Annotated in this window: 16 protein-coding genes, 5 tRNA genes and 1 pseudogene; 20 read left to right on the top strand and 2 right to left on the bottom strand. The window is 66.3% G+C overall.

Annotated elements, in window-relative coordinates; all coding sequences use genetic code 11:
• Positions 1 to 43: 43 nt before the first annotated feature.
• Complete coding sequence (locus F0U63_RS31045) at positions 44 to 1,117, bottom strand: hypothetical protein (protein ID WP_395835363.1); 1,074 nt, start codon at positions 1,115 to 1,117, stop codon at positions 44 to 46.
• An 82-nt stretch (positions 1,118 to 1,199) separates the two neighbouring features.
• Positions 1,200 to 1,904, bottom strand: coding sequence for an HAD family hydrolase (locus F0U63_RS31040; RefSeq protein ID WP_395835361.1), 705 nt, complete (start codon positions 1,902 to 1,904; stop codon positions 1,200 to 1,202).
• Positions 1,905 to 2,108: 204 nt separating this feature from the next.
• Between F0U63_RS31040 and F0U63_RS31035 the strand changes: the two genes are divergently transcribed.
• From F0U63_RS31035 to rpoC, 20 genes and pseudogenes are all read left to right on the top strand, one after another.
• On the top strand, positions 2,109 to 2,501 hold the full coding sequence (locus F0U63_RS31035; protein ID WP_395835359.1) for a hypothetical protein: 393 nt from the start codon (positions 2,109 to 2,111) through the stop codon (positions 2,499 to 2,501).
• A gap of 126 nt (positions 2,502 to 2,627) precedes the next feature.
• Entirely contained in the window at positions 2,628 to 3,911 is a 1,284-nt protein-coding gene (cglB, locus tag F0U63_RS31030; RefSeq protein WP_395835357.1) for an adventurous gliding motility lipoprotein CglB, read from the top strand.
• 38 nt (positions 3,912 to 3,949) lie between these two features.
• Positions 3,950 to 4,933, top strand: coding sequence for a RimK family alpha-L-glutamate ligase (locus F0U63_RS31025; RefSeq protein ID WP_395835355.1), 984 nt, complete (start codon positions 3,950 to 3,952; stop codon positions 4,931 to 4,933).
• A gap of 74 nt (positions 4,934 to 5,007) precedes the next feature.
• A complete protein-coding gene (locus F0U63_RS31020) occupies positions 5,008 to 5,457 on the top strand; it encodes a hypothetical protein (RefSeq protein WP_395835353.1) in 450 nt (149 codons plus the stop codon).
• 6 nt (positions 5,458 to 5,463) lie between these two features.
• Positions 5,464 to 6,282: a 23S rRNA (guanosine(2251)-2'-O)-methyltransferase RlmB gene (rlmB, locus tag F0U63_RS31015; RefSeq protein WP_395835351.1), complete on the top strand. Its 819-nt coding sequence runs from the start codon at positions 5,464 to 5,466 to the stop codon at positions 6,280 to 6,282.
• Positions 6,283 to 6,410: 128 nt separating this feature from the next.
• Positions 6,411 to 6,483, top strand: a tRNA-Thr gene (locus F0U63_RS31010).
• A gap of 85 nt (positions 6,484 to 6,568) precedes the next feature.
• Positions 6,569 to 6,651: transfer RNA gene (locus F0U63_RS31005), tRNA-Tyr, on the top strand.
• Between the two features lie 8 nt (positions 6,652 to 6,659).
• Positions 6,660 to 6,735: transfer RNA gene (locus F0U63_RS31000), tRNA-Gly, on the top strand.
• A 22-nt stretch (positions 6,736 to 6,757) separates the two neighbouring features.
• Positions 6,758 to 6,833, top strand: a tRNA-Thr gene (locus F0U63_RS30995).
• 16 nt (positions 6,834 to 6,849) lie between these two features.
• Positions 6,850 to 8,041, top strand: a pseudogene (gene tuf / locus F0U63_RS30990) (elongation factor Tu).
• A gap of 95 nt (positions 8,042 to 8,136) precedes the next feature.
• Complete coding sequence (gene rpmG / locus F0U63_RS30985) at positions 8,137 to 8,301, top strand: 50S ribosomal protein L33 (protein WP_071904109.1); 165 nt, start codon at positions 8,137 to 8,139, stop codon at positions 8,299 to 8,301.
• A 27-nt stretch (positions 8,302 to 8,328) separates the two neighbouring features.
• Positions 8,329 to 8,404 (top strand) — tRNA-Trp (locus F0U63_RS30980).
• 88 nt (positions 8,405 to 8,492) lie between these two features.
• On the top strand, positions 8,493 to 8,936 hold the full coding sequence (gene secE, locus F0U63_RS30975) for a preprotein translocase subunit SecE (protein ID WP_395835349.1): 444 nt from the start codon (positions 8,493 to 8,495) through the stop codon (positions 8,934 to 8,936).
• Complete coding sequence (gene nusG, locus F0U63_RS30970; protein ID WP_002628234.1) at positions 8,936 to 9,478, top strand: transcription termination/antitermination protein NusG; 543 nt, start codon at positions 8,936 to 8,938, stop codon at positions 9,476 to 9,478. Before secE ends, nusG begins: the two co-directional genes overlap by 1 nt.
• Positions 9,479 to 9,583: 105 nt before the next feature.
• Positions 9,584 to 10,027 carry a 50S ribosomal protein L11 gene (gene rplK / locus F0U63_RS30965; protein ID WP_002628235.1) on the top strand — a complete coding sequence of 148 codons (444 nt, stop codon included), beginning with the start codon at positions 9,584 to 9,586 and terminating at the stop codon, positions 10,025 to 10,027.
• 42 nt (positions 10,028 to 10,069) lie between these two features.
• On the top strand, positions 10,070 to 10,783 hold the full coding sequence (gene rplA, locus F0U63_RS30960) for a 50S ribosomal protein L1 (protein WP_002628236.1): 714 nt from the start codon (positions 10,070 to 10,072) through the stop codon (positions 10,781 to 10,783).
• A gap of 419 nt (positions 10,784 to 11,202) precedes the next feature.
• Positions 11,203 to 11,724 (top strand): 50S ribosomal protein L10, encoded by a 522-nt coding sequence (gene rplJ / locus F0U63_RS30955; RefSeq protein WP_002628237.1) that lies wholly within the window; start codon positions 11,203 to 11,205, stop codon positions 11,722 to 11,724.
• A 91-nt stretch (positions 11,725 to 11,815) separates the two neighbouring features.
• Positions 11,816 to 12,193 carry a 50S ribosomal protein L7/L12 gene (gene rplL, locus F0U63_RS30950; RefSeq protein ID WP_020918723.1) on the top strand — a complete coding sequence of 126 codons (378 nt, stop codon included), beginning with the start codon at positions 11,816 to 11,818 and terminating at the stop codon, positions 12,191 to 12,193.
• Positions 12,194 to 12,372: 179 nt separating this feature from the next.
• Positions 12,373 to 16,599: a DNA-directed RNA polymerase subunit beta gene (rpoB, locus tag F0U63_RS30945; protein ID WP_395835345.1), complete on the top strand. Its 4,227-nt coding sequence runs from the start codon at positions 12,373 to 12,375 to the stop codon at positions 16,597 to 16,599.
• Positions 16,600 to 16,703: 104 nt separating this feature from the next.
• Positions 16,704 to 20,921, top strand: coding sequence for a DNA-directed RNA polymerase subunit beta' (gene rpoC, locus F0U63_RS30940; protein WP_395835343.1), 4,218 nt, complete (start codon positions 16,704 to 16,706; stop codon positions 20,919 to 20,921).
• Positions 20,922 to 20,965: the final 44 nt, after the last annotated feature.

Genomic DNA, 20,965 nt, shown 5'->3' with positions numbered 1-20,965 from the left:
CCAGTTCCTCGATAACGGGGCCCGGGGCCACCGCGCTTCGGGTCTACTCCGGAGTGGGCGCCTTGGACTCGGCCTTCTTGCGGCCGCGCTTGGTGGGTGGCTTGGCGGCCTTCGGCTCGGGAGCGGGCGGGCTCTCGGCCTCGGGCGGCGCGGCGACCTCAGCCGCCGGGGCGGGAGGCTCGGCGGCCAGGGGAGCGGCGGGAGGCTCGGGCTCTGGAGGGTTGGGGGGCGGCGGTGGGACGGGCTCGGCGGACAGGGCCGGTTCCGGGGCGGAGCCGGAGAGCGCCGCGAGTTCGGCCAGTTCGGCGGCACTGGGCTCCTCGGAGTCCGGCTCGCGGGGAGGTGCCTCGCTGAGTTCGATGACCGGTTCCTGGGCTTCGGACGCTGGCAGCTCACCGGACTCCACGAGCGGCAGTCCACGTGCGGCGCGCCTGCGCGGCTTGGCGGCGAGGCCGGAGTTCTCGAAGGCGTCGGGGAGGGGGGCGAGGGCGGCCTCGGCGAGGCAGCGGGCCTGGCGCAGGGCGAGGTCGAGCCGCTTGCCGAGCGCGATGAGCTCGGCGCGCAGGGGGGCGGCCTGCTCGTGGGGAAGCTGCACGGGGGCGAAGCACGACTGCCACTGCGCGTAGGCGGAGGCCACCTGCTCCAGCACGGGGCGCACGAAGGCGAAGTCGTCGCGGGCGAGGATGCGCGAGACGTAGGAGGACTTCAGCCGGCGCTCGTAGCCCGCGACGAACTCCTGGAGGGCGTCGCGGGAGGCGCGGCGCAGCTGGGGGAACTTGAGGTGGGGGAAGAGCGCCTCGATGACGGGGGCGCGGCTGCTCGCGCAGAAGGTGATGCCGGCGTGGACCTTCTCCAGGGTATCGACCCAGGCGTTCTGGAGGGTGTAGGCGAACTCCTCGCGCACCTCTTCCAACTCGGGCAGGTCGCGCACCTTCTCGAGCACGGCCTGGGCGGGGGCGCGCTCGGTGCGGACGATCTGGAGGGCGGTGGAGAGCCACTCCTTCTCGCGCTCCAGGCCCGAGCGGCCCGCGAGCAGCTCGTCGGCGGAGGCGAGGCGCGAGTCGAAGGCCTCGGCGAAACGGACGAGATCGTAGGCTTCGAGGGTGGACAGCGACATGGGGGAGGGGCCTCCAGCGGTACCCGGGCGGGGGGCGGAGATACCACACCCGGGCAGAGGGGGGGCTGGAAGTACCGGGGGCTCAGGGGCCGTCGAGCAGGGTGGCGAGGGCTTCGCGCGCGGTGAAATCGGCGTAGGCGTGATCGGCGCCCGCGGCGAGCAGGTCCTCGGGGGAGAAGTTGCCGGTGCCCACGCCGATGCAGCGGGCGCCGATGCCCTTGGCGGCGTCGACGTCCTTGGGCGTGTCCCCGATGACGACGACCCGGCACGCCTCGAGCGGGACGCCGAGCCGGGCGGCCCCGCTCCGGGCGCCATGCCGGATGAGCTCGACGCGGTTCTCGTGGTCGCAGCCGAAGCCGCCGAAGGAGAAGCGATCATGGATGCCCACGCGGCTGAGCTTGATGCGGGCGCCCTCGCGCACGTTGCCCGTTCCGAGCCCCACGGCGACCCCGGGGCGGGACAGGGCGGCGTCCACGGCCTCGCGCATGCCGGGGTGGAGGCGGTAGTCGCGGTCATCGACGCGGAGGACCTGCTCGGCGAGGTGCTGGAGGTAGGAGTCGATGACGGCGGAGATGGCCTCGGGGGTGGCCTCCACTCCGATGGCGGTGAGCGCCTTGCGCACGATGGCCTGATCCGTCATCCCGGACAGGCTGAAGGAGTCACAGGCATCGCGGCGCTGATAGAGCGCGTGGAAGGCCAGTTCCAGGGAGCGGCGGCCCGAGCCCCCGCTGGTGATGAGGGTGCCGTCGATATCGAAGAGGAGCACGGTGGGGCGCATGGCCTCCATCTAATGAATGCAGGGGCGCGCGGGAAGCGAGGATCACCTCCGGGTGCGTTGTCGCACAGTCCTGGCGGGAGGGCGCCCGGAGGCACGGGTGCTTTTCGAGGACACCGTGCGAGGGAGGGAAACCCGGCGAGAGGCGGGCGGCCGGACGGCCTCGCTGCACTCCGCGTCCCACGAGTGGGGGCGTGCCGCTATTGTTCCGCGGCCATGGCTGGACGCGTCTTCTTCTTCTTGCAGCACGCCACGTATGAGCCTGCGTTCCAGGCCGCCTCGATGGGAGTCACCGCGGCGGCCCAGGGGGACGAGGTGTACTTCGTCTTCGCTTTCGACGCCCTGCGCGCGCTGATGAGGGGCCGCTTCGGCTTGCCGCACAGCGAGCGGGAGCAGGTGGAGAGCGAGCGAGCGGAGAGCCTCGGAGTGCCTGGGCCCGAGCGGATGCTCGCGGAGGCGCGCGAGCTGGGAGCTCGCCTGCTGGCATGTGACACCACGGTAAGAATCTGTGGTTACACGCCCGAGGAGTTGCGGGGGACGCTGGACGAGGTGCTGGAGCTGGCGTCGTTGTGGAAGCTGACGGACGGAGCACGCACCCTCACCCTTTAGGGAGGCGGTGCGTTGAGGCTGGCCGTGCGAACCTGGGAGAGGGTATTGTGGGGCCCATTTCGTGGCCGGACACTTCCAGGCGCGGGGTTCTCTCGCGTCCGCCTTCCGAGGAGCGGTTTCAACAATATGCGCGCCAAGCTGACCTTTTTGCGAGCGCTGGTGGTGGGCACCCTGAGCGGTGTGCTCACCTCGGCCTGCCAGACCTATGACTTCGAGCCGGTGGAGCCGGTCGCCATCGTGCAGACGACGGAGACGCGGAGCATCGAGGCGCGGGCTCGCAAGCCCAACCTGATGCTGCTGGTGGACACGTCCGGCTCCATGACCGCGCCGGTGAACCCCAGCTTGCCGGCGTGCAAGGTCAACGGTGCGACCTGTGGCTCATCGGAAAATCCCTGCGACACCACCAAGTGCCCCACGCGCTGGAGCGATCTGCAGGATGCGATGTCGTCCTTCCTCGATCAGAGTGGGACGATCGCGCGCATTGGCCTTGCCACCTATCCAGACCCGAACGACCCGGAAGGCCTCGGCTGCAAGGCGTCCACCAGCCTCAAGGTGTCCTTGCCACCGGGCGATGTGGAGGACAATGCCTCGCTGGATACGAACGCCAAGAAGGTGAAGGCCGAACTGCTGGCCATCAAGAACTCCGGAGGCGCATTGAAGCCGACGGGCGGTACGCCCACCAGTGAGAGCTTGAAGTACCTGGCGAGGTTGCAGGAACTGCAGGGGGAGGATCGCGCTGACTTCGTGGTGCTTCTCACGGACGGTCTGCCCAACTGCAACTCGAACTACCCATCCCCCTTCGGGTCGCCGGGTTCGACCTGTTTCTGCATCCTGACGGGCGGTTGTTCGGACGACTTCGCGCGGGCGATCGGCTGCCTCGACACGGATGCCTCCGTGGCCGCGGTGAAGGCGCTGCGCAATCCGCAGAACGAGAAGCAGGACATCAGGACCATCGTCATCGGCTTCGGCACGGACTTCAAGGCCAGCACCGATGCGGGACGCCGGGGCGCGGCGACGCTCCAGGGCATGGCCGTGGAGGGTGGATTCGATCGCCAGTGCTCGACGAACGCGGATTGCGGCGCGGACGACACCTGCACCGCCGGCAGGTGCAACCGCCGCTTCTTCCAGGCGGAGAACAAGACGCAGCTGTCGGAAGCGCTCCGGGCGATTGCCGAGAAGGTCATCGCCGAGGCGCCGTGCGAGCTGCGCATCGACCCCTCCGAGCGGCCCACCACCGAGGAGCTGGTGGTGGTCTACCTCAACGGGGAGCGGCTGTCGCCCGGGCCGGACACGTGGGTGTTGAAGGAGGATCTGGGCATCGTGTTCCAGGGCTCCACGTGTGCGCAGATCGAGGCGTCCTCTCCGTCGAATCGCGCGAACATCGAGGTTCGCGCCGTCCAGAAGCGGTAGTTCCCAGGGGTGGCTTTACGTGGTGAGGGGGCGGGGCTATGTCTGCGCCGCCTCCGCCCCGGCCCCCCATGAAGATCACCGTCCTCTCGCGCTCCGCCTCCATTTCATCCACCAAGCGTCTGGTCGAGGCCGGACGCGCGAGAGGGCATCAGGTGCGTGTGCTCAACCCGGTGCGGGTGGAGATGCACCTGGATGGGCGGCGCGCCAACCTGTACTACCGGCGCCGCAAGCTGTCGCCCTGCGACGTGGTCATTCCGCGCATCGCGCAGTCCATCAACAACTATGGCCTGGCGGTGGTGAACCAGTTCGCGATGGGCGGGGTTCCGCTGGTGAACACGGCGCGCGCCATCTCCGAGTCGCGCAACAAGATGCGCTCGCTGCAGTTGTTGTCGGCCAACGGCATCGACATCCCGGCGACGGTGATGGCGCGGGACGCGGCGGACCTGAAGGCCATGGTGGGACTGGTGGGAGGGGTGCCGGTCCTGGTGAAGCTGCTGCAGGGCCAGGAGAAGCGCGGGGTGATGGTGTGCGAGAGCCTCCAGTCGCTGGAAGCGGCGCTCGAGGCCATCCTGGGCCTGGGACACAACCTCATCGTCCAGCAGTACGTGCAGCACTCGGGCAAGGACGTGCGGGTGCTGGTGGTGGGGGGACGGGCGGTGGCGGCGGTGCGGCGCCGGCCGCGGGTGGGGCGGCTGTCCTACACGCTCAACCGGGGCGCGCGGCTGGAGGCGCTGCAATTGACCGAGTCCCAGCGGGTGGCGGCGGAGCGGACGGCCATGCTGGTGGGGCTGGAGGTCGCGGCGGTGGATCTGCTCGACGTGCCGGAGGGCCCGCCCAAGGTGTTCGAGGTCAACAGCTCGCCGGCCCTCGCGGAGATGGAGTCGGCCACGGGGCTGGATCTGGCCCGCATCATCATCGAGCGCGCCGAGCAACTGGAGGCCGGGAGCCCCGGGGTGGAGTCCTCCGAGGCGTGGCCGACGGCCGTGCCGCGGCGCAAGCGGGCCTCCAAGGCCGAGGGGTGAGCCGTAAAGAGGCCTGCGAGCGGGGGAGGGTGGGTGATATAGGGGCGGCGCTGGACAGCCCAGGAGACCGTGCCATGCCGCACATCCGACCCCTCAGCACCCTGGCCGCCGCGGTGGTGGCCCTTGCCTGCACCCAGGGCCACGCCGAAGCCCCCGTGGATCCCGCCACGCTCTACGAGGTGAGCACCGCGGGCACGTCCACGCAGCTCAAGACAGGCGGGCAGGGCACGTTCGTGCTGAGCATCAAGAGCAAGCCGGGCGCGCATGTGTCCGACGAGGCGCCGCTGAAGCTGGAGCTCACGGGGGCGCAGCTCTCCTTCAGCCGGGAGACGCTCGCGTTGAAGGACTCGGTGGCGAAGAAGGCCGAGGGACAGGCCTTCGTGGATCCCCGCTTCGAGGTGCCGTTCACGGCGACGGCCGCCGGCAAGGGCACGGTGGAGGCCAGGCTCACCTTCTTCATCTGCACGGAGCAGTTGTGTGCCCGGCAGAAGAAGACGCTCTCCGTGCCCGTCGAGGTTCTCTAGCCCGTGGTGCGCCAGCGTCCGTCGTCGAGGGGTAGTGAGCGGGGAGCAGAGCGCGAGCGCGCCGAGCAGCGCTACGTCTACGGGGTGAATCCAGTCCTCGAGTCGCTTCGTGCCCATGCACAGCGGGTGGAGCGGCTCTTCATCACCGAGGGGCAGGTGGCGGCGAAGGCCGCGGCGGAGATCCTCAGCCGCGCCAGGGAGGAGGGGATCCGGGTGGAGCGGGTGCCGCGCGAGCGCCTGGCGGCGATGGCCGAGGGGGGCGTGCACCAGGGCGTGGTGGCCGAGCTCAAGGGGTTCGAGTACGCGGAGTTCTCCGAGCTGCTCGAGGCGGCCGCCCAGAGCGAGCGTCCGCCCCTGTGGGTGGTGTTGGACGGCATCCAGGATCCACACAACTTCGGGGCCATCATCCGCTCGGCGCACGCGCTGGGGGCGCATGCCGTGGTCATCGCGAAGGACCGGGCGGTTCCCGTGACGGGGGTGGTGGCCAAGGCGTCCGCGGGGGCGGTGGAGCACTGTCCCATCGCGCGGGTGGTCAATCTGTCGCGGACCCTGGAGGAGTTGAAGGAGGCGGGCGTGTGGATTGCCGCGGCCGACCCTCACTCGAAGGTCCCCTTGTGGAGCGCGCGGCTGGATGGGCCCTTGGCGGTCGTGGTGGGGGCCGAAGGGGCGGGAGTTCGCCCCGGAGTCCTGGAGCATTGCGACTTCCGCCTGCAGATTCCGATGCTGGGTCAGGTGGGCTCACTGAATGCGTCGGTTTCGGCGGCGATTCTGCTATATGAGGCCGCCCGGCAACGGGGCAGTGCGCGTCCGGGTGCCACGAAGTGAACCCCCTGGCGCAAACTGCTTGACTTGGATGGCAGGGGCCTCTACAAGGGCGCCCCTCGACGGGGACGGCAGGTGGCTCCCCGGCGAACGGACGGGCGGGTTGGGGAAGCAGCCGGGCAGTGCAGGATGCCGGTGTAGCTCAGTCGGTAGAGCAACTGATTTGTAATCAGTAGGTCGCGGGTTCAAATCCCGCCGCCGGCCAGGGATGAGGGCCGCGGGTGAGGGCCCGGAAGCGAAGAAAGCAGTAGGAAGAAACAGCGGTTGTGCGGTAGTTGAAGAGCGGTACGGAGGGGTACCCAAGCGGCCAAAGGGAGCAGACTGTAAATCTGCCGGTTCACGCCTTCGTTGGTTCGAATCCAACCCCCTCCATCAGAATCGCGGGAATAGCTCAGTTGGTAGAGCGTCAGCCTTCCAAGCTGAATGTCGTGGGTTCGAATCCCATTTCCCGCTCCAGTTGTTGCAGTCGCAAATACAAGCCCTGATAGCTCAGTTGGCAGAGCGCATCCTTGGTAAGGATGAGGTCACCAGTTCAATCCTGGTTCAGGGCTCCATTTTTCGAGGTGCGTTATGTCCAAGGAAAAGTTCGACAGAAGCTTGCCGCACGTCAACATCGGCACCATCGGCCACGTTGACCACGGCAAGACGTCCCTCACGGCGGCCATCACCAAGGTGCTGGCGAAGACGGGCGGCGCGACGTTCCTCGCGTACGACCAGATCGACAAGGCCCCCGAGGAGCGCGAGCGCGGCATCACCATCTCCACGGCGCACGTGGAGTACAAGACGAAGAACCGGCACTACGCGCACGTGGACTGCCCGGGACACGCCGACTACGTCAAGAACATGATCACGGGCGCGGCGCAGATGGACGGTGCCATCCTGGTGGTGTCGGCCGCGGACGGCCCGATGCCCCAGACGCGCGAGCACATCCTGCTCGCCCGCCAGGTGGGCGTGCCCTACATCGTGGTCTTCCTGAACAAGGTGGACCTGCTGGACGACCCCGAGCTGCGCGAGCTCGTGGAGATGGAAGTGCGCGACCTGCTCAAGAAGTACGAGTTCCCGGGCGACACCATTCCGATCGTGCCCGGCAGCGCCGTCAAGGCGCTCGAGGGTGATACCTCGGAGATTGGCGAGCCGGCCATCCTGAAGCTGATGGAGGCGGTGGACAGCTACATCCCCACCCCCCCAGCGCGCCACGGACAAGCCCTTCCTGATGCCGGTGGAAGACGTGTTCTCCATCGCCGGCCGTGGAACGGTGGCCACCGGCCGCGTCGAGCGCGGCATCATCAAGGTGGGCGAGGAAGTGGAAGTGGTGGGTCTGCGCGCCACGCAGAAGACGGTGGTGACGGGCGTGGAGATGTTCCGCAAGCTGCTGGACGAGGGCCGGGCGGGCGACAACATCGGTGCGCTGGTGCGTGGTCTGAAGCGCGAGGACATGGAGCGTGGACAGGTGCTGGCCAAGCCGGGCAGCATCACGCCGCACACCAAGTTCAAGGCGCAGATCTACGTGCTGAGCAAGGAAGAGGGTGGTCGCCACACCCCGTTCTTCAAGGGCTACCGTCCCCAGTTCTACTTCCGCACCACGGACGTGACGGGCACGGTGAAGCTGCCGGACAACGTGGAGATGGTGATGCCGGGCGACAACATCGCGATCGAGGTGGAGCTCATCACCCCGGTGGCGATGGAGAAGGAGCTGCGCTTCGCGGTTCGCGAGGGTGGCCGCACGGTGGGCGCCGGCGTCGTCGCCGAGATCATCGCCTAGTTGGCTGGTGGGCTTCCTGCCTGCCTCTCCAGTGAGTCAACTCCGAGGGAAAGCTGTTTTAAGCAGCTTTCCCTCGTGTTCATCGAGTCCAAGCCATGCCCAAGGGTAACCGCAGCATCATTTCGCTCGAGTGCACGACCTGCAAGGAGCGGAACTACTACACGACCAAGAACAAGCGGAAGAGCCAGGACAAGCTCGAGCTGAGCAAGTACTGCCCCCGCGAGCGCAAGCATACCGTCCATAAGGAAGGTAAAGTCTAGGTCGGCTGTTTCGGTCGAGTGTTCTCTAGGCCAGTAGCTCCAACGGTAGAGCAGCGGTCTCCAAATCCGCGTGTTGGGGGTTCGAATCCCTCCTGGCCTGCCAGTTGTTTAGTTGCAGGGACCCCCGGTACCCACGTACCGGGGGTTCCTGTGTTTTTCGATATCCAGTCGCACTCAGTCAGCGAGGAATCATGGCAGCGGCATCAGAGGCCAGCCAGCAGGCCAACCGTTCGGGAATGGATCCGAAGCGGCTCGTGGTCATCTTCTTCCTCATCGCGGGTCTCATCTTCGCGTTCTTCCTGGAGCACGTCTGCGGCCTCATCTGGGCGCGCCTGGGGTGGAGCGATCCCGTCATCATCGAGGGTCTCGACTGGACGGTCTCGACGCTCCTGGGCTTCGTGATCGCCGCGGGGCTCGTGGTGGGGGCCTACGTGTACCCCAAGACGCACACGCTCTCGCTGGAGGTCGCCTCGGAGTTGATGAAGGTGACCTGGCCGTCCTGGGAGGAGACCAAGGCGTCGACCATGGCCGTCATCGTCGCGTCGATCGTCGCGGCGATCCTCCTCTTCGGCATCGACACCCTCGCCTACAACCTCATGGTCGAGTGGATTCCTGCCATCTGGGGGAAGTTGTAATGGCGATGAAATGGTACGTGGTCCACACCTACTCCAACTTCGAGAACCAGGCGAAGAAGAGCCTGGAAGAGCGTATCCGCCTCGAGAACCTGCAGGACCTGTTCGGCGAGATCCTGATCCCCATGGAGCAGGTCGTCGAGATGGTGAAGGGCGAGAAGAAGACCTCGCGGCGCAAGTTCTTCCCGGGCTACATCTTCGTGCAGATGGAGCTGAATGATCGCTCCTGGCACCTGGTGAAGAACACCCCGAAGATCACGGGCTTCCCCGGCGCGGCGCAGAACGAGCAGCCCACCCCCATCTCGGATGCCGAGGTGGCCCGGCTCACCTCGCAGATCTCCGAGGGCACGCTCAAGCCCAAGCCCAAGATGCAGTTCTCCGATGGCGACACCGTGCGCGTCATCGACGGCCCCTTCGCCAACTTCAATGGCACCGTGGAAGAGGTCAACGCCGAGAAGGGCCGCGTGAAGGTGCTGGTCAGCATCTTCGGCCGCGCCACGCCGGTGGAGCTGGATTTCATGCAGGTGGAGAAGACCACCGGCTAGTCTCAGTCTTCCCCGGTCGCTCACGCACCGGGGATCCCCAGGGTGGGAGGCCCGCCTGTCAAGCGGGCCGCCACAACCACCCATTCGAAAGGCAGTCGTCAGCCGATGAAGAAGGTCACAGGACAGGTCAAGCTGCAGATTCCCGCCGGCAAGGCGAACCCCGCTCCGCCGATCGGCCCCGCGCTCGGTCAGCAGGGCGTGAACATCATGGAGTTCTGCAAGCAGTTCAACGCCAAGACGCAGGCGGAGGCCAAGGAAGGTCTGATCATCCCGGTCATCATCACCGTGTATCAGGACCGCTCCTTCACCTTCATCCTGAAGACGCCTCCGGCGGCCGTGCTCATCAAGAAGGCGGCGGGCCTGCACACCGAGAAGAAGAAGGGCTCGGGCGCCAAGAAGCCGGGCAAGGAGAAGGTGGGGCAGATCACCCAGAAGCAGCTGGAGGAGATCGCCAAGAAGAAGCTCGAGGACACCACGGCCGGTTCTCTGGAGGCCTGCCAGCGCACCATCGCCGGCACCGCGCGCTCCATGGGCATCGAGATCGTCTAGTTCCCGCCACCTTCACCCTTTTGAATCAAGAGGATTTTCCCCATGCCTCAGTCCGGTAAGAAGTTCCGCGCCGCCGCCGAGAAGGTGGACCGCAACAAGCGTTACAACATCGCCGAGGGCTTCCAGGCCCTGAAGGAGACCACCACTCTCCGCGGCACCAAGTTCGATCAGACCGTCGAGGTCGCGCTCAACCTGGGCGTGGACCCGAAGCACGCGGACCAGATGGTCCGTGGCGCCGTGGTCCTTCCCCACGGCACGGGCGCCACCGTGCGCGTGGCCGTGTTCGCCAAGGGCGAGCGCGCCACCGACGCGGAGACCGCCGGTGCCGACGTGGTGGGCGGCGACGACCTCGCCAAGCGCATCGAGGGCGGCTTCCTCGATTTCGACACCGTCATCGCCACCCCGGACATGATGGGCGTGGTCGGCCGGCTCGGTAAGGTGCTCGGTCCCCGCGGCCTCATGCCCAACCCCAAGGTGGGCACGGTGACCATGGACGTGGCCAAGGCCGTGCGCGATGCCAAGGGCGGTAAGGTGGAGTTCCGCGCCGAGAAGGCGGGCATCATCCACGCCAAGCTCGGCAAGGCCTCGTTCCCCGCGGAGAAGCTCCAGGAGAACTTCAACACCCTGGTGGACCTGGTCATGAAGCTCAAGCCGGCCACCGCCAAGGGCGTCTACCTCAAGGGCGTGGCCATCTCCGCCACCATGAGCCCGGGCATCAAGATCGACACCACCGAGATCCTCGCCCGTCACCGGTAGTCAAGGGTAGGCGAGGGTGGTTGCGGAGTCCTGACGAGGGGGCGTGGCTTCGGTTCACGAAGTCCGCCCCGTTGGTTCGCGACCATCCCCATCACAATTTGCTGGACGTTTTGCGAAGCCGCGGGTATAGCGCCCCGGCTTTTGCAATTGAAGCGCCACGTCGATGAGACGACGCGCTTCAGACATCCCTGGTCCCAGACAGCAGGGATCCGGAGCGGGGTTCGTGCTCTCCGTTGGCAACCGGGCAACCGGTCGGAGGCGCGGGCAGTCCACCGGGTTCAAACGGCTCACCCCGAGCCACCCTGCCGAGACTGGAGGTGCGGTGTGGTGCCTTCCGAGGCTCCTCTCGCTCTGCCACCCTGCGTGGCCCAGGTAATCCAGCCCACCCTCGGGTGGGCGTCGTGAGGAGGTGAAACCAAGTGATCAAGAGCGAGAAGGAAGAACTCATCAAGGAACTCAACGAGAAGTTTTCGCGGGCCCAGACCGCGATCGTCGCTGAGTTTTCCAAGCTGAACGTGGAGACGGTCACCAAGCTGCGCAAGAAGTTCCGCGACGGCAAGGTGGACTACAAGGTCCTGAAGAACACGCTGGCCAAGCGCGCCGCGAAGGGTACCCCGGTGGAGGTCATCGCCGAGGACTTCGTGGGTCCCGTGGCCATCGCCATCAGCTACGACGATGTCGTGGCCCCGGCGAAGATCCTCACGGACTTCATCAAGGATCTCGAGACCATCAAGGTCCGCAGCGCGTCCGTGCAGGGCCGCCGCGTCAACGCCGAGGGTGTCAAGGCCCTGGCGAAGATGCCCGGTCTGCCCGAGCTCCGCGCCCAGCTGCTCGGCATGCTCAACCAGCCGGCTGGCAAGCTCGTTCGCACCATCGCGGCCCCCGGCTCCCAGCTGGCCCGCGTGCTCCAGGCGAACGTGGACAAGCAGCAGCCCAAGTAACCGATTCCAGTAGCAAACCCACCGCACACCTCTGGTCCCGCTCGTTCCGGAAGGAAGAGGGGCCGTTACAAGTTGAAAGAAGGACATTCACATGGCTGACCTGAACACGATCATCGACCAGCTCTCCTCCCTGACGGTCATGGAGGCCGCCGAGCTCGTGAAGAAGCTCGAGGAGAAGTGGGGCGTTTCCGCCGCCGCCGTCGCCGTCGCCGCTGGCCCGGCCGCTGGCGCCGCCGCCGCCGCTCCCGCCGAGGAGAAGACGGAGTTCAACGTCGTGCTGGCCAACGCCGGCGCGAACAAGATCAACGTCATCAAGGAGATCCGCGCGATCACCGGCCTGGGCCTGAAGGAGGCCAAGGACCTGGTCGAGGGCGCTCCCAAGACCGTCAAGGAGGGCGTCAACAAGGACGACGCCAAGAAGATCAAGGACCAGCTCGTCGCCGCTGGTGCCACTGTCGAGATCAAGTAGTTCGTTCTCGGGCAGGCGCCGGGTTTCGGGAAATTCCCGGCGCCTCCTGACCGGTTGAGCAGGCCGGCGTGCCCGGAAAGGGTGCGCCGGCTTTGCCCTTTCCGTATCTCTAAATTTCCCGCTGCCGCTGCGCGTTATCCAAGCTCGTCCCGCCCGAGCTTGCTCGCCCCGGAGTTTGAATGCCGACGCAGATCCAGAACAACTTCCGCGTGCGGAAGACCTTCGCGAAGATCGCGAAGACCATCGACATTCCCAATCTCATCAACATCCAGAAGCAGTCCTACGAGAAGTTCCTCCAGGCGGATATTCCGCCCGAGAAGCGTGAGGACCTCGGACTGCAGGGAGTTTTCAAGTCGGTCTTCCCGATCCGCGACTTCAACGAGACGTCCTCGCTGGAGTTCGTCAGCTACCACCTCGAGAAGCCCAAGTACGACGTGGATGAGTGCCACCAGCGTGGCATGACCTATTCGGCGCCCATCAAGGTCGTCGTGCGCCTGGTCGTTTGGGACAAGGACGAGGAGACCGGCGCCCAGTCCATCCGGGACGTGAAGGAGCAGGAGGTCTACTTCGGCGAAATCCCGCTGATGACCCAGAACGGCACCTTCATCATCAACGGCACCGAGCGCGTGGTCGTCAGCCAGCTGCACCGCAGCCCGGGTGCCTTCTTCGACCACGACAAGGGCAAGAGCCACTCGTCCGGCAAGCTGCTCTACAACGCCCGCATCATCCCGTACCGCGGCTCGTGGATCGACTTCGAGTTCGACCACAAGGACATCCTGTACGTCCGCATCGACCGGCGCCGCAAGCTGCCGGCCACGGTGCTCATCCGCGCCCTGGGCGCGGTGCCCGACACGGCCAAGAAGAATCCTCTGGAGTTCCGCGGCTCCACCGAGGAGATGCTCAACTACTACTACGCCACGGAGACCATCTACCTCCAGGGCAACACCGAGTTCGAGAAGTCGGTGGAGCTGGAGCTGTTGCCCGGTCAGCGCGCCACGCGCGACATCAAGACCAAGACGGGCGACATCATCGTCAAGAAGAACCGCAAGTTCACCCGCGCCGCCATCAAGAAGCTCGAGGCGGCCAAGATGAAGACGCTCCCCATCGACGCGGACGAGCTCTTCACCAAGGTGTCCGCCTACGACGTGGTGGACGAGAACACCGGCGAGGTCATCCTCGAGTGCAACGAGGAGGTCTCCCAGGAGAAGGTGGACGAGCTCCTCAAGCGCGACATCAAGGAGTTCAAGGTCCTCTTCATCGACAACCTCAACGTGGGTCCCTACCTGCGTGAGACGTTGATGATGGACAAGATCGAGACCCCCGAGCAGGCGATCATGGAGATCTACCGCCGCCTGCGCCCGGGCGATCCTCCGACGCCCGAGACGGCCACCAACCTCTTCAGCAACCTGTTCTTCAACCCCGAGCGCTACGACCTGTCCAAGGTCGGCCGCCTCAAGCTGAACTTCAAGTTCGGCCTCGAGGAGCCGCTCGACGGGCAGATCCTCACCAAGCGCGACATCCTCGAGGTCATCCGCTACCTGGTGGACCTCAAGAACGGCAAGGGTGTGATCGACGACATCGATCACCTCGGCAACCGGCGAGTGCGCGCGGTGGGCGAGCTCTTGGAGAACCAGTACCGCATCGGTCTGGTGCGCATGGAGCGGGCGATCAAGGAGCGCATGAGCCTCCAGGAGATCGAGACGCTCATGCCGCACGATCTCATCAACGCCAAGCCCGTGACGGCCGTCATCAAGGAGTTCTTCGGGTCCAGCCAGCTGTCGCAGTTCATGGACCAGACGAACCCCCTGTCCGAGGTCACGCACAAGCGGCGTCTGTCCGCCCTCGGGCCCGGCGGCCTCACCCGCGAGCGCGCGGGCTTCGAGGTGCGCGACGTGCACCCGACGCACTACGGCCGCATCTGCCCCATCGAGACGCCGGAAGGCCCGAACATCGGCCTCATCGCGTCGCTGTCCACCTACGCCCGCGTCAACGAGTTCGGCTTCGTCGAGACGCCGTACAAGAAGGTGGAGGCCGGCTCGGTGACCGGCGACGTGGCCTTCTACTCCGCGCTCGAGGAGGAGAAGCACACCATCGCCCAGGCCAACGCGGAGACGGACCCCAAGGGCAAGTTCATCAACGCCCTCGTGTCCTCGCGCCGCGGCGGTGAGTTCGTCCAGGCCAAGGCCGAGGACGTGGACCTGATGGACGTGTCGCCCAACCAGCTCGTGTCGGTGGCCGCCTCGCTCATCCCGTTCCTGGAGAACGACGACGCCAACCGCGCCCTCATGGGCTCGAACATGCAGCGTCAGGCCGTGCCGCTCTTGCGCACCGCCGCTCCGCTCGTGGGCACCGGCATCGAGGCGATCGTCGCCCGCGACTCCGGCGTCACCTGCGTGGCCCGCCGTGATGGCATCGTGGAGAGCGTGGACGCCGGCCGCATCGTGGTGAAGGCCGACTCCGCCGCGGGCGCCTTCGACATCTCCAGCGAGGTCGACATCTACAACCTCCTGAAGTACCAGCGCTCCAACCAGAACACGTGCCTCAACCAGAAGCCCATCGTCCGCAAGGGCGACAAGGTGAAGAAGGGCGACGTGATCGCGGACGGACCCGCCACCGAGACGGGTGAGCTCGCGCTGGGCCAGAACGTGGTCGTCGCGTTCATGCCGTGGCAGGGCTACAACTTCGAGGACTCCATCCTCATCTCCGAGCGCATCCTCAAGGAGGACGTCTTCACGTCCATCCACATCGAGGAGTTCGAGTGCATCGCGCGCGACACCAAGCTCGGCAAGGAGGAGATCACCCGCGACATCCCGAACGTGGGTGAGGAGGCCCTCAAGGACCTCGACGAGAGCGGCATCATCCGCATCGGCGCCGAGGTGAAGCCCGGCGACGTGCTGGTGGGCAAGATCACTCCCAAGGGCGAGACCCAGCTCTCCCCCGAGGAGAAGCTGCTGCGCGCCATCTTCGGTGAGAAGGCCGGCGACGTGCGCGACAGCTCGCTGCGCGTGCCCCCGGGCGTCGTGGGCACCGTCATCAACGCCAAGGTCTTCAGCCGCAAGGGCGTGGAGAAGGACGAGCGCGCCAAGCAGATCGAGTCGATGGAGGAGGCCAAGCTCCTCAAGGACCAGAACGACGAAATCAAGGTCCTGCGTGACAGCGCCTACAACCGCATCCGCACCATGCTCCGGACGAAGGAAGTCCAGGGCAAGCTCGTGGATGACAAGGGCAAGATCCTGCTGAAGAAGGGCGACATCGTCTCCGACGAGCTGCTCGCCACCGTGCCCTACAAGTACTGGACGGAGATCTCCGTCGGTGACCCGCTCGACGGCAAGCTGCGCGACATCCTGCGCAACCTCGAGGAGACCACCGAGGCCGTGAAGCTGGCCTTCGGTGAGAAGATCGCCCGCATCAAGAAGGGCGACGAGCTCCCGCCGGGCGTCATCAAGATGGTGAAGGTGTACGTCGCCATCAAGCGCAAGCTGGCCGTGGGCGACAAGATGGCCGGCCGCCACGGAAACAAGGGCGTGGTGTCGCGCGTGCTCCCCGAGGAGGATCTGCCCTTCCTCGAGGACGGCCGTCCCGTGGACATCGTGCTCAACCCGCTGGGCGTGCCCTCGCGCATGAACATCGGGCAGATCCTCGAGACGCACCTGGGCTGGGCCGCCAAGGGCGTGGGCGAGCAGCTGCAGCGTCACATCGACGAGAACTACAGCGGCGAGGCCCTCAAGAAGCAGCTCAAGACGGTCTACGACGACGCGGCCTTCGGCCGGTTCGTGGACGGCCTGGACGACGACGAGGTGCAGAGCCTCGCCCGCCGCCTGAAGAAGGGCATTCATGTCGCCACGCCGGTGTTCGACGGCGCGCGCGAGACGGAGATCCACTCGCTCTTCGACGAGGCCCGTCTGCCGCGCACCGGCCAGATGGTGCTCTTCGACGGCCGCACCGGTGAGCCGTTCGACCAGAACGTCACCGTGGGCGTCATGTACATGCTCAAGCTGCACCACCTGGTGGACGAGAAGATCCACGCCCGCTCCATCGGGCCCTACTCGCTCGTCACCCAGCAGCCCCTGGGCGGCAAGGCGCAGTTCGGCGGTCAGCGTCTGGGAGAGATGGAAGTCTGGGCCATGGAGGCCTACGGCGCCGCGTACACGCTCCAGGAGTTCCTCACCGTCAAGTCCGACGACGTGGTGGGCCGCACGCGCATGTACGAGGCGATCGTCAAGGGCGACAACGTCCTCGAGTCCGGCCTGCCCGAGTCGTTCAACGTGCTCCTCAAGGAGCTCCAGTCGCTCGCCCTGGATGTGGAGCTGCTGGAGAGCGCCCCGCCCGAGCGGCAGCGCTCGTTCTCGGGGGACTTCGGCGGCGGCGATAGCGACGACCGCGTGAAGACCGGTACCGAGGCCTAGTTCAGCGTGCCTTCCCCCCGGCGCCCGCTCCCCGAGCGGGCGGGCGCTGGCGGGTGGGCGAAACGAATAAGCGCTCACGCGCTCCAAAGAAGTTCGGAGGCAACGTGAAGGACATTTTCAACTTCTTCGAGAAGCCGAAGGATCCGCTCTCGTTCAACGCCATCCGCATCGCGCTGGCGTCGCCGGACAAGATCCGCCAGTGGTCGCATGGCGAGGTGAAGAAGCCCGAGACGATCAACTACCGCACCTTCAAGCCGGAGCGGGACGGACTGTTCTGCGCCCGCATCTTCGGACCGGTGAAGGACTACGAGTGCAACTGCGGCAAGTACAAGCGCATGAAGCACCGCGGCGTCGTGTGCGAGAAGTGCGGCGTGGAGGTCATCCAGTCCAAGGTGCGCCGTGAGCGCCTGGGCCACATCACGCTCGCCACGCCCGTGGCGCATATCTGGTTCCTCAAGTCGCTGCCCTCGCGCATCGGCAACCTGCTCGACATCACGCTCAAGGAGCTCGAGAAGGTCCTGTACTGCGAGAGCTACATCATCATCGACCCCAAGGCGACGCCCCTGCAGAAGGGCGAGCTCGTCAGCGAGGAGAAGCTCCACCGGCTCTACGAGGAGCACGGCGAGGAGTCCTTCAGCGCGGGCATGGGCGGTGAGGCCGTGCGCGAGATGCTCAAGGCCCTGGACGTCATCCGGCTGTCCGAGGACCTGCGCCGCGACATGCGCGAGACCAACTCGGAGGCCAAGAAGAAGAAGTACGCCAAGCGCCTCAAGGTCGCCGAGGCCTTCCGCATGTCGGGCAACAAGCCCGAGTGGATGATGCTCGACGTCATCCCCGTGATTCCGCCCGATCTGCGCCCCCTGGTGCCGCTCGATGGTGGCCGCTTCGCGACGTCGGACCTCAACGACCTGTACCGCCGCGTCATCAACCGCAACAACCGCCTCAAGCGGCTGCAGGAGCTCAACGCCCCGGACATCATCATCCGCAACGAGAAGCGGATGCTCCAGGAGGCCGTGGACGCCCTGTTCGACAACGGCCGCCGCGGCAAGACGATCACCGGCCCGAACAAGCGGCCGCTCAAGTCGCTCTCCGACATGCTCAAGGGCAAGCAGGGCCGGTTCCGTCAGAACCTGCTCGGCAAGCGCGTGGACTACTCGGGCCGCTCCGTCATCGTGGTGGGCCCCGAGCTGCGCCTGCACCAGTGCGGTCTGCCCAAGATCATGGCGCTCGAGCTCTTCAAGCCGTTCATCTACAACAAGCTCGAAGAGAAGGGCTACGTCACCACCATCAAGAGCGCCAAGAAGATGGTGGAGAAGGAGCGTCCCGAGGTCTGGGACATCCTCGAGGACGTGATCCGCGAGCACCCGGTGCTCCTCAACCGCGCCCCCACGTTGCACCGTCTGGGCATGCAGGCCTTCGAGCCCGTGCTCATCGAGGGCAAGGCCATCCAGCTGCACCCGCTCGTGTGCGCCGCGTTCAACGCGGACTTCGACGGTGACCAGATGGCCGTCCACGTGCCGCTGTCCATCGAGGCCCAGATGGAGGCGCGCGTGCTGATGATGTCGACGAACAACATCCTCAGCCCCGCCAACGGCAAGCCCATCATCGTCCCCACGCAGGACATGGTGCTCGGCATCTACTACATGACGCGCGCGCGTGAGTTCGCCCACGGCGAGGGCCGCGTGTTCGCCTCGCCCGACGAGGTGCGTGCCGCATACGACCACGGCGAGGTGCACCTGCAGGCGAAGATCGTCTGCCGCATCCTCGGCAAGCGCAAGGAGACCACCGTCGGCCGCGTCCTGCTCTGGGACATCGTGCCGCGCAAGGTGGGCTTCGACGCCATCAACAAGGTGCTCGACAAGAAGTCGCTCGGCGGCCTCATCGACCTCTGCTACCGCCTCACCGGCGAGAAGGAGACGGTGCTCCTGGCCGATCGCATCCGGAGCCTCGGGTACACCAACGCCACGCGCGCTGGTATCTCCATCGCGCTCAAGGACATGATCATCCCCGCCAAGAAGCAGACCTTCCTGGAGTACGCGGGCAAGGAAGTGGCGGAGATCGAGAACCAGTACCTCGAGGGCCTCATCACCGACGGCGAGCGCTACAACAAGGTCATCGATATCTGGGCGGAGATCACCGAGAAGGTGGCAGCCGAGATGATGCAGCAGATCTCCCAGGAAGAGGCCGTGGGCGACAAGGACGGCAAGCGCGAGACGCGCAAGCAGCCCTCCTTCAACCCCATCTACATCATGGCCGACTCGGGTGCCCGCGGCAGCGCGCAGCAGATCCGCCAGCTCGCCGGTATGCGCGGCCTCATGGCCAAGCCCTCCGGTGAAATCATCGAGACGCCCATCACGGCCAACTTCCGTGAAGGCCTCTCCGTGCTCCAGTACTTCATCTCCACCCACGGCGCCCGCAAGGGTCTGGCGGACACGGCCCTCAAGACGGCCAACTCCGGCTACCTCACCCGCCGTCTCGTCGACGTGGCCCAGGACGCCATCATCAACGAGTACGACTGCGGCACCATGGACGGCCTGTTCATCGGCGCCCTCGTCGAGGGCGGGGAAATCATCGAGGCGCTCGGCGAGCGCATCCTCGGCCGCGTGGCCCTGGACGACATCCTCGATCCGGTGACCAACGACGTGCTCGTGCGCGCCAACGAGGAGATCGACGAGGACCGCGTCAAGAAGATCGAGAACAGCGGGTTGGATCGCGTGAAGATCCGCTCGGTGCTCACGTGCCAGGCCAAGCGCGGCATCTGCGTGGAGTGCTACGGCCGTGACCTGGCGCGCGGCCGCAAGGTGGCCGTGGGCGAGGCGGTGGGCGTCATCGCGGCGCAGTCCATCGGTGAGCCGGGTACCCAGCTCACGATGCGCACCTTCCACATCGGTGGTGCGGCGCAGCGGCGCGCCGAGCAGTCCAGCCTCGAGAACCGCAACTCGGGTACGGTGAAGTTCTCCGGCCTCAACACGGTGCAGAGGAAGGACGGCAGCCTCGTCGCGATGAACCGCAACGGCGAGCTCGTCATCGTCGACGAGAGCGGCCGCGAGCGCGAGCGCTACCAGGTCATCTACGGCGCGCGCATCCTCGTGAAGGAAGGCCAGAAGCTCGAGGCCAGCACGCTCCTGGCCGAGTGGGATCCGTTCGCCATTCCGCTGCTCACCGAGGTGGGCGGCACCGTGCGCTTCGAGGACATCATCGAAGGCGTCACGATGAACGAGTCGCTCGACGAGGTGACGGGCCTCACCCGCAAGACGGTCATCGAGTCCAAGGACCCCGACGCCCGTCCGCACATCACGCTGCGCGACGAGAACGGCAACCTCAAGGACCTGGTGTCCTCCAAGGGCCAGGCGAGCTACTTCCTGCCGCAGGGCTCCATCATCACCGTCAACGACGGCGATGAGATCCACGCGGGTGAAGTCATCGCCAAGGTGCCTCGCGAGACCACCAAGACGAAGGACATCACGGGTGGTCTGCCGCGCGTCGCCGAGCTGTTCGAGGCGCGCAAGCCCAAGGACGCCGCGTCCATCGCCGAGATCGACGGCGTGGTCTCCTTCGGCAAGGACACCAAGGGCAAGCGCAAGCTCATCATCACCCCCGAGGTGGGCGGCGAGCTGCGCACGGACCTGGCCAAGGAGTACCTGATCTCCAAGGGCAAGAACATCAGCGTGCACGCCGGCGACCGCGTCAAGGCCGGCGAGGCGCTCATGGACGGCTCGGCCAATCCGCACGACATCCTCAAGGTGCTCGGCGAGAAGGCGCTCGCGGGCTACCTCGTGGATGAGGTGCAGGAGGTCTACCGGCTGCAGGGCGTGAAGATCAACGACAAGCACATCGAGGTGATCGTCCGGCAGATGCTGCGCCGCGTGCGCGTCACCGACGTGGGCGACACCAGCTTCCTCGTCGACGAGCAGGTCGAGAAGTGGGTGTTCGAGGAGGAGAACGAGAAGGTCATGGCCAACGGTCAGCGTCCGGGCGTCGGTGAGCCCCTGCTGCTCGGCATCACCAAGGCCTCGCTCTCCACCGAGTCGTTCATCTCCGCGTCCTCCTTCCAGGAGACCACCAAGGTGCTCACCGAGGCCGCCATCAACGGCAAGGTGGACTACCTGCGCGGCCTCAAGGAGAACGTCATCATGGGCCGCCTCATCCCCGCCGGCACGGGTCTGCCCAACTACAAGCACCTCGACATCGAGGTGGAGAGCCCCGCCGACGAGATCTCCGAGATGGAGGCCGCCCTGGCCGCCACCCACGGGGACGACCTGGTGCCGCCGATGTCCTCCGGCAGCCGGTCCGAGGGCTCCCAGAGCAGCGGAGCGGCCTAGCCCTCGCTCCTCGTCTCACTGAAGGAAGTTCGAAGCCGCCACTC

Source organism: Cystobacter fuscus (assembly GCF_044360685.1).
Classification (GTDB): domain Bacteria; phylum Myxococcota; class Myxococcia; order Myxococcales; family Myxococcaceae; genus Cystobacter; species Cystobacter fuscus_C.
The sequence above is the reverse complement of the archived record's forward strand: the minus strand, read 5'-3'. Positions and strand labels throughout refer to the sequence as shown.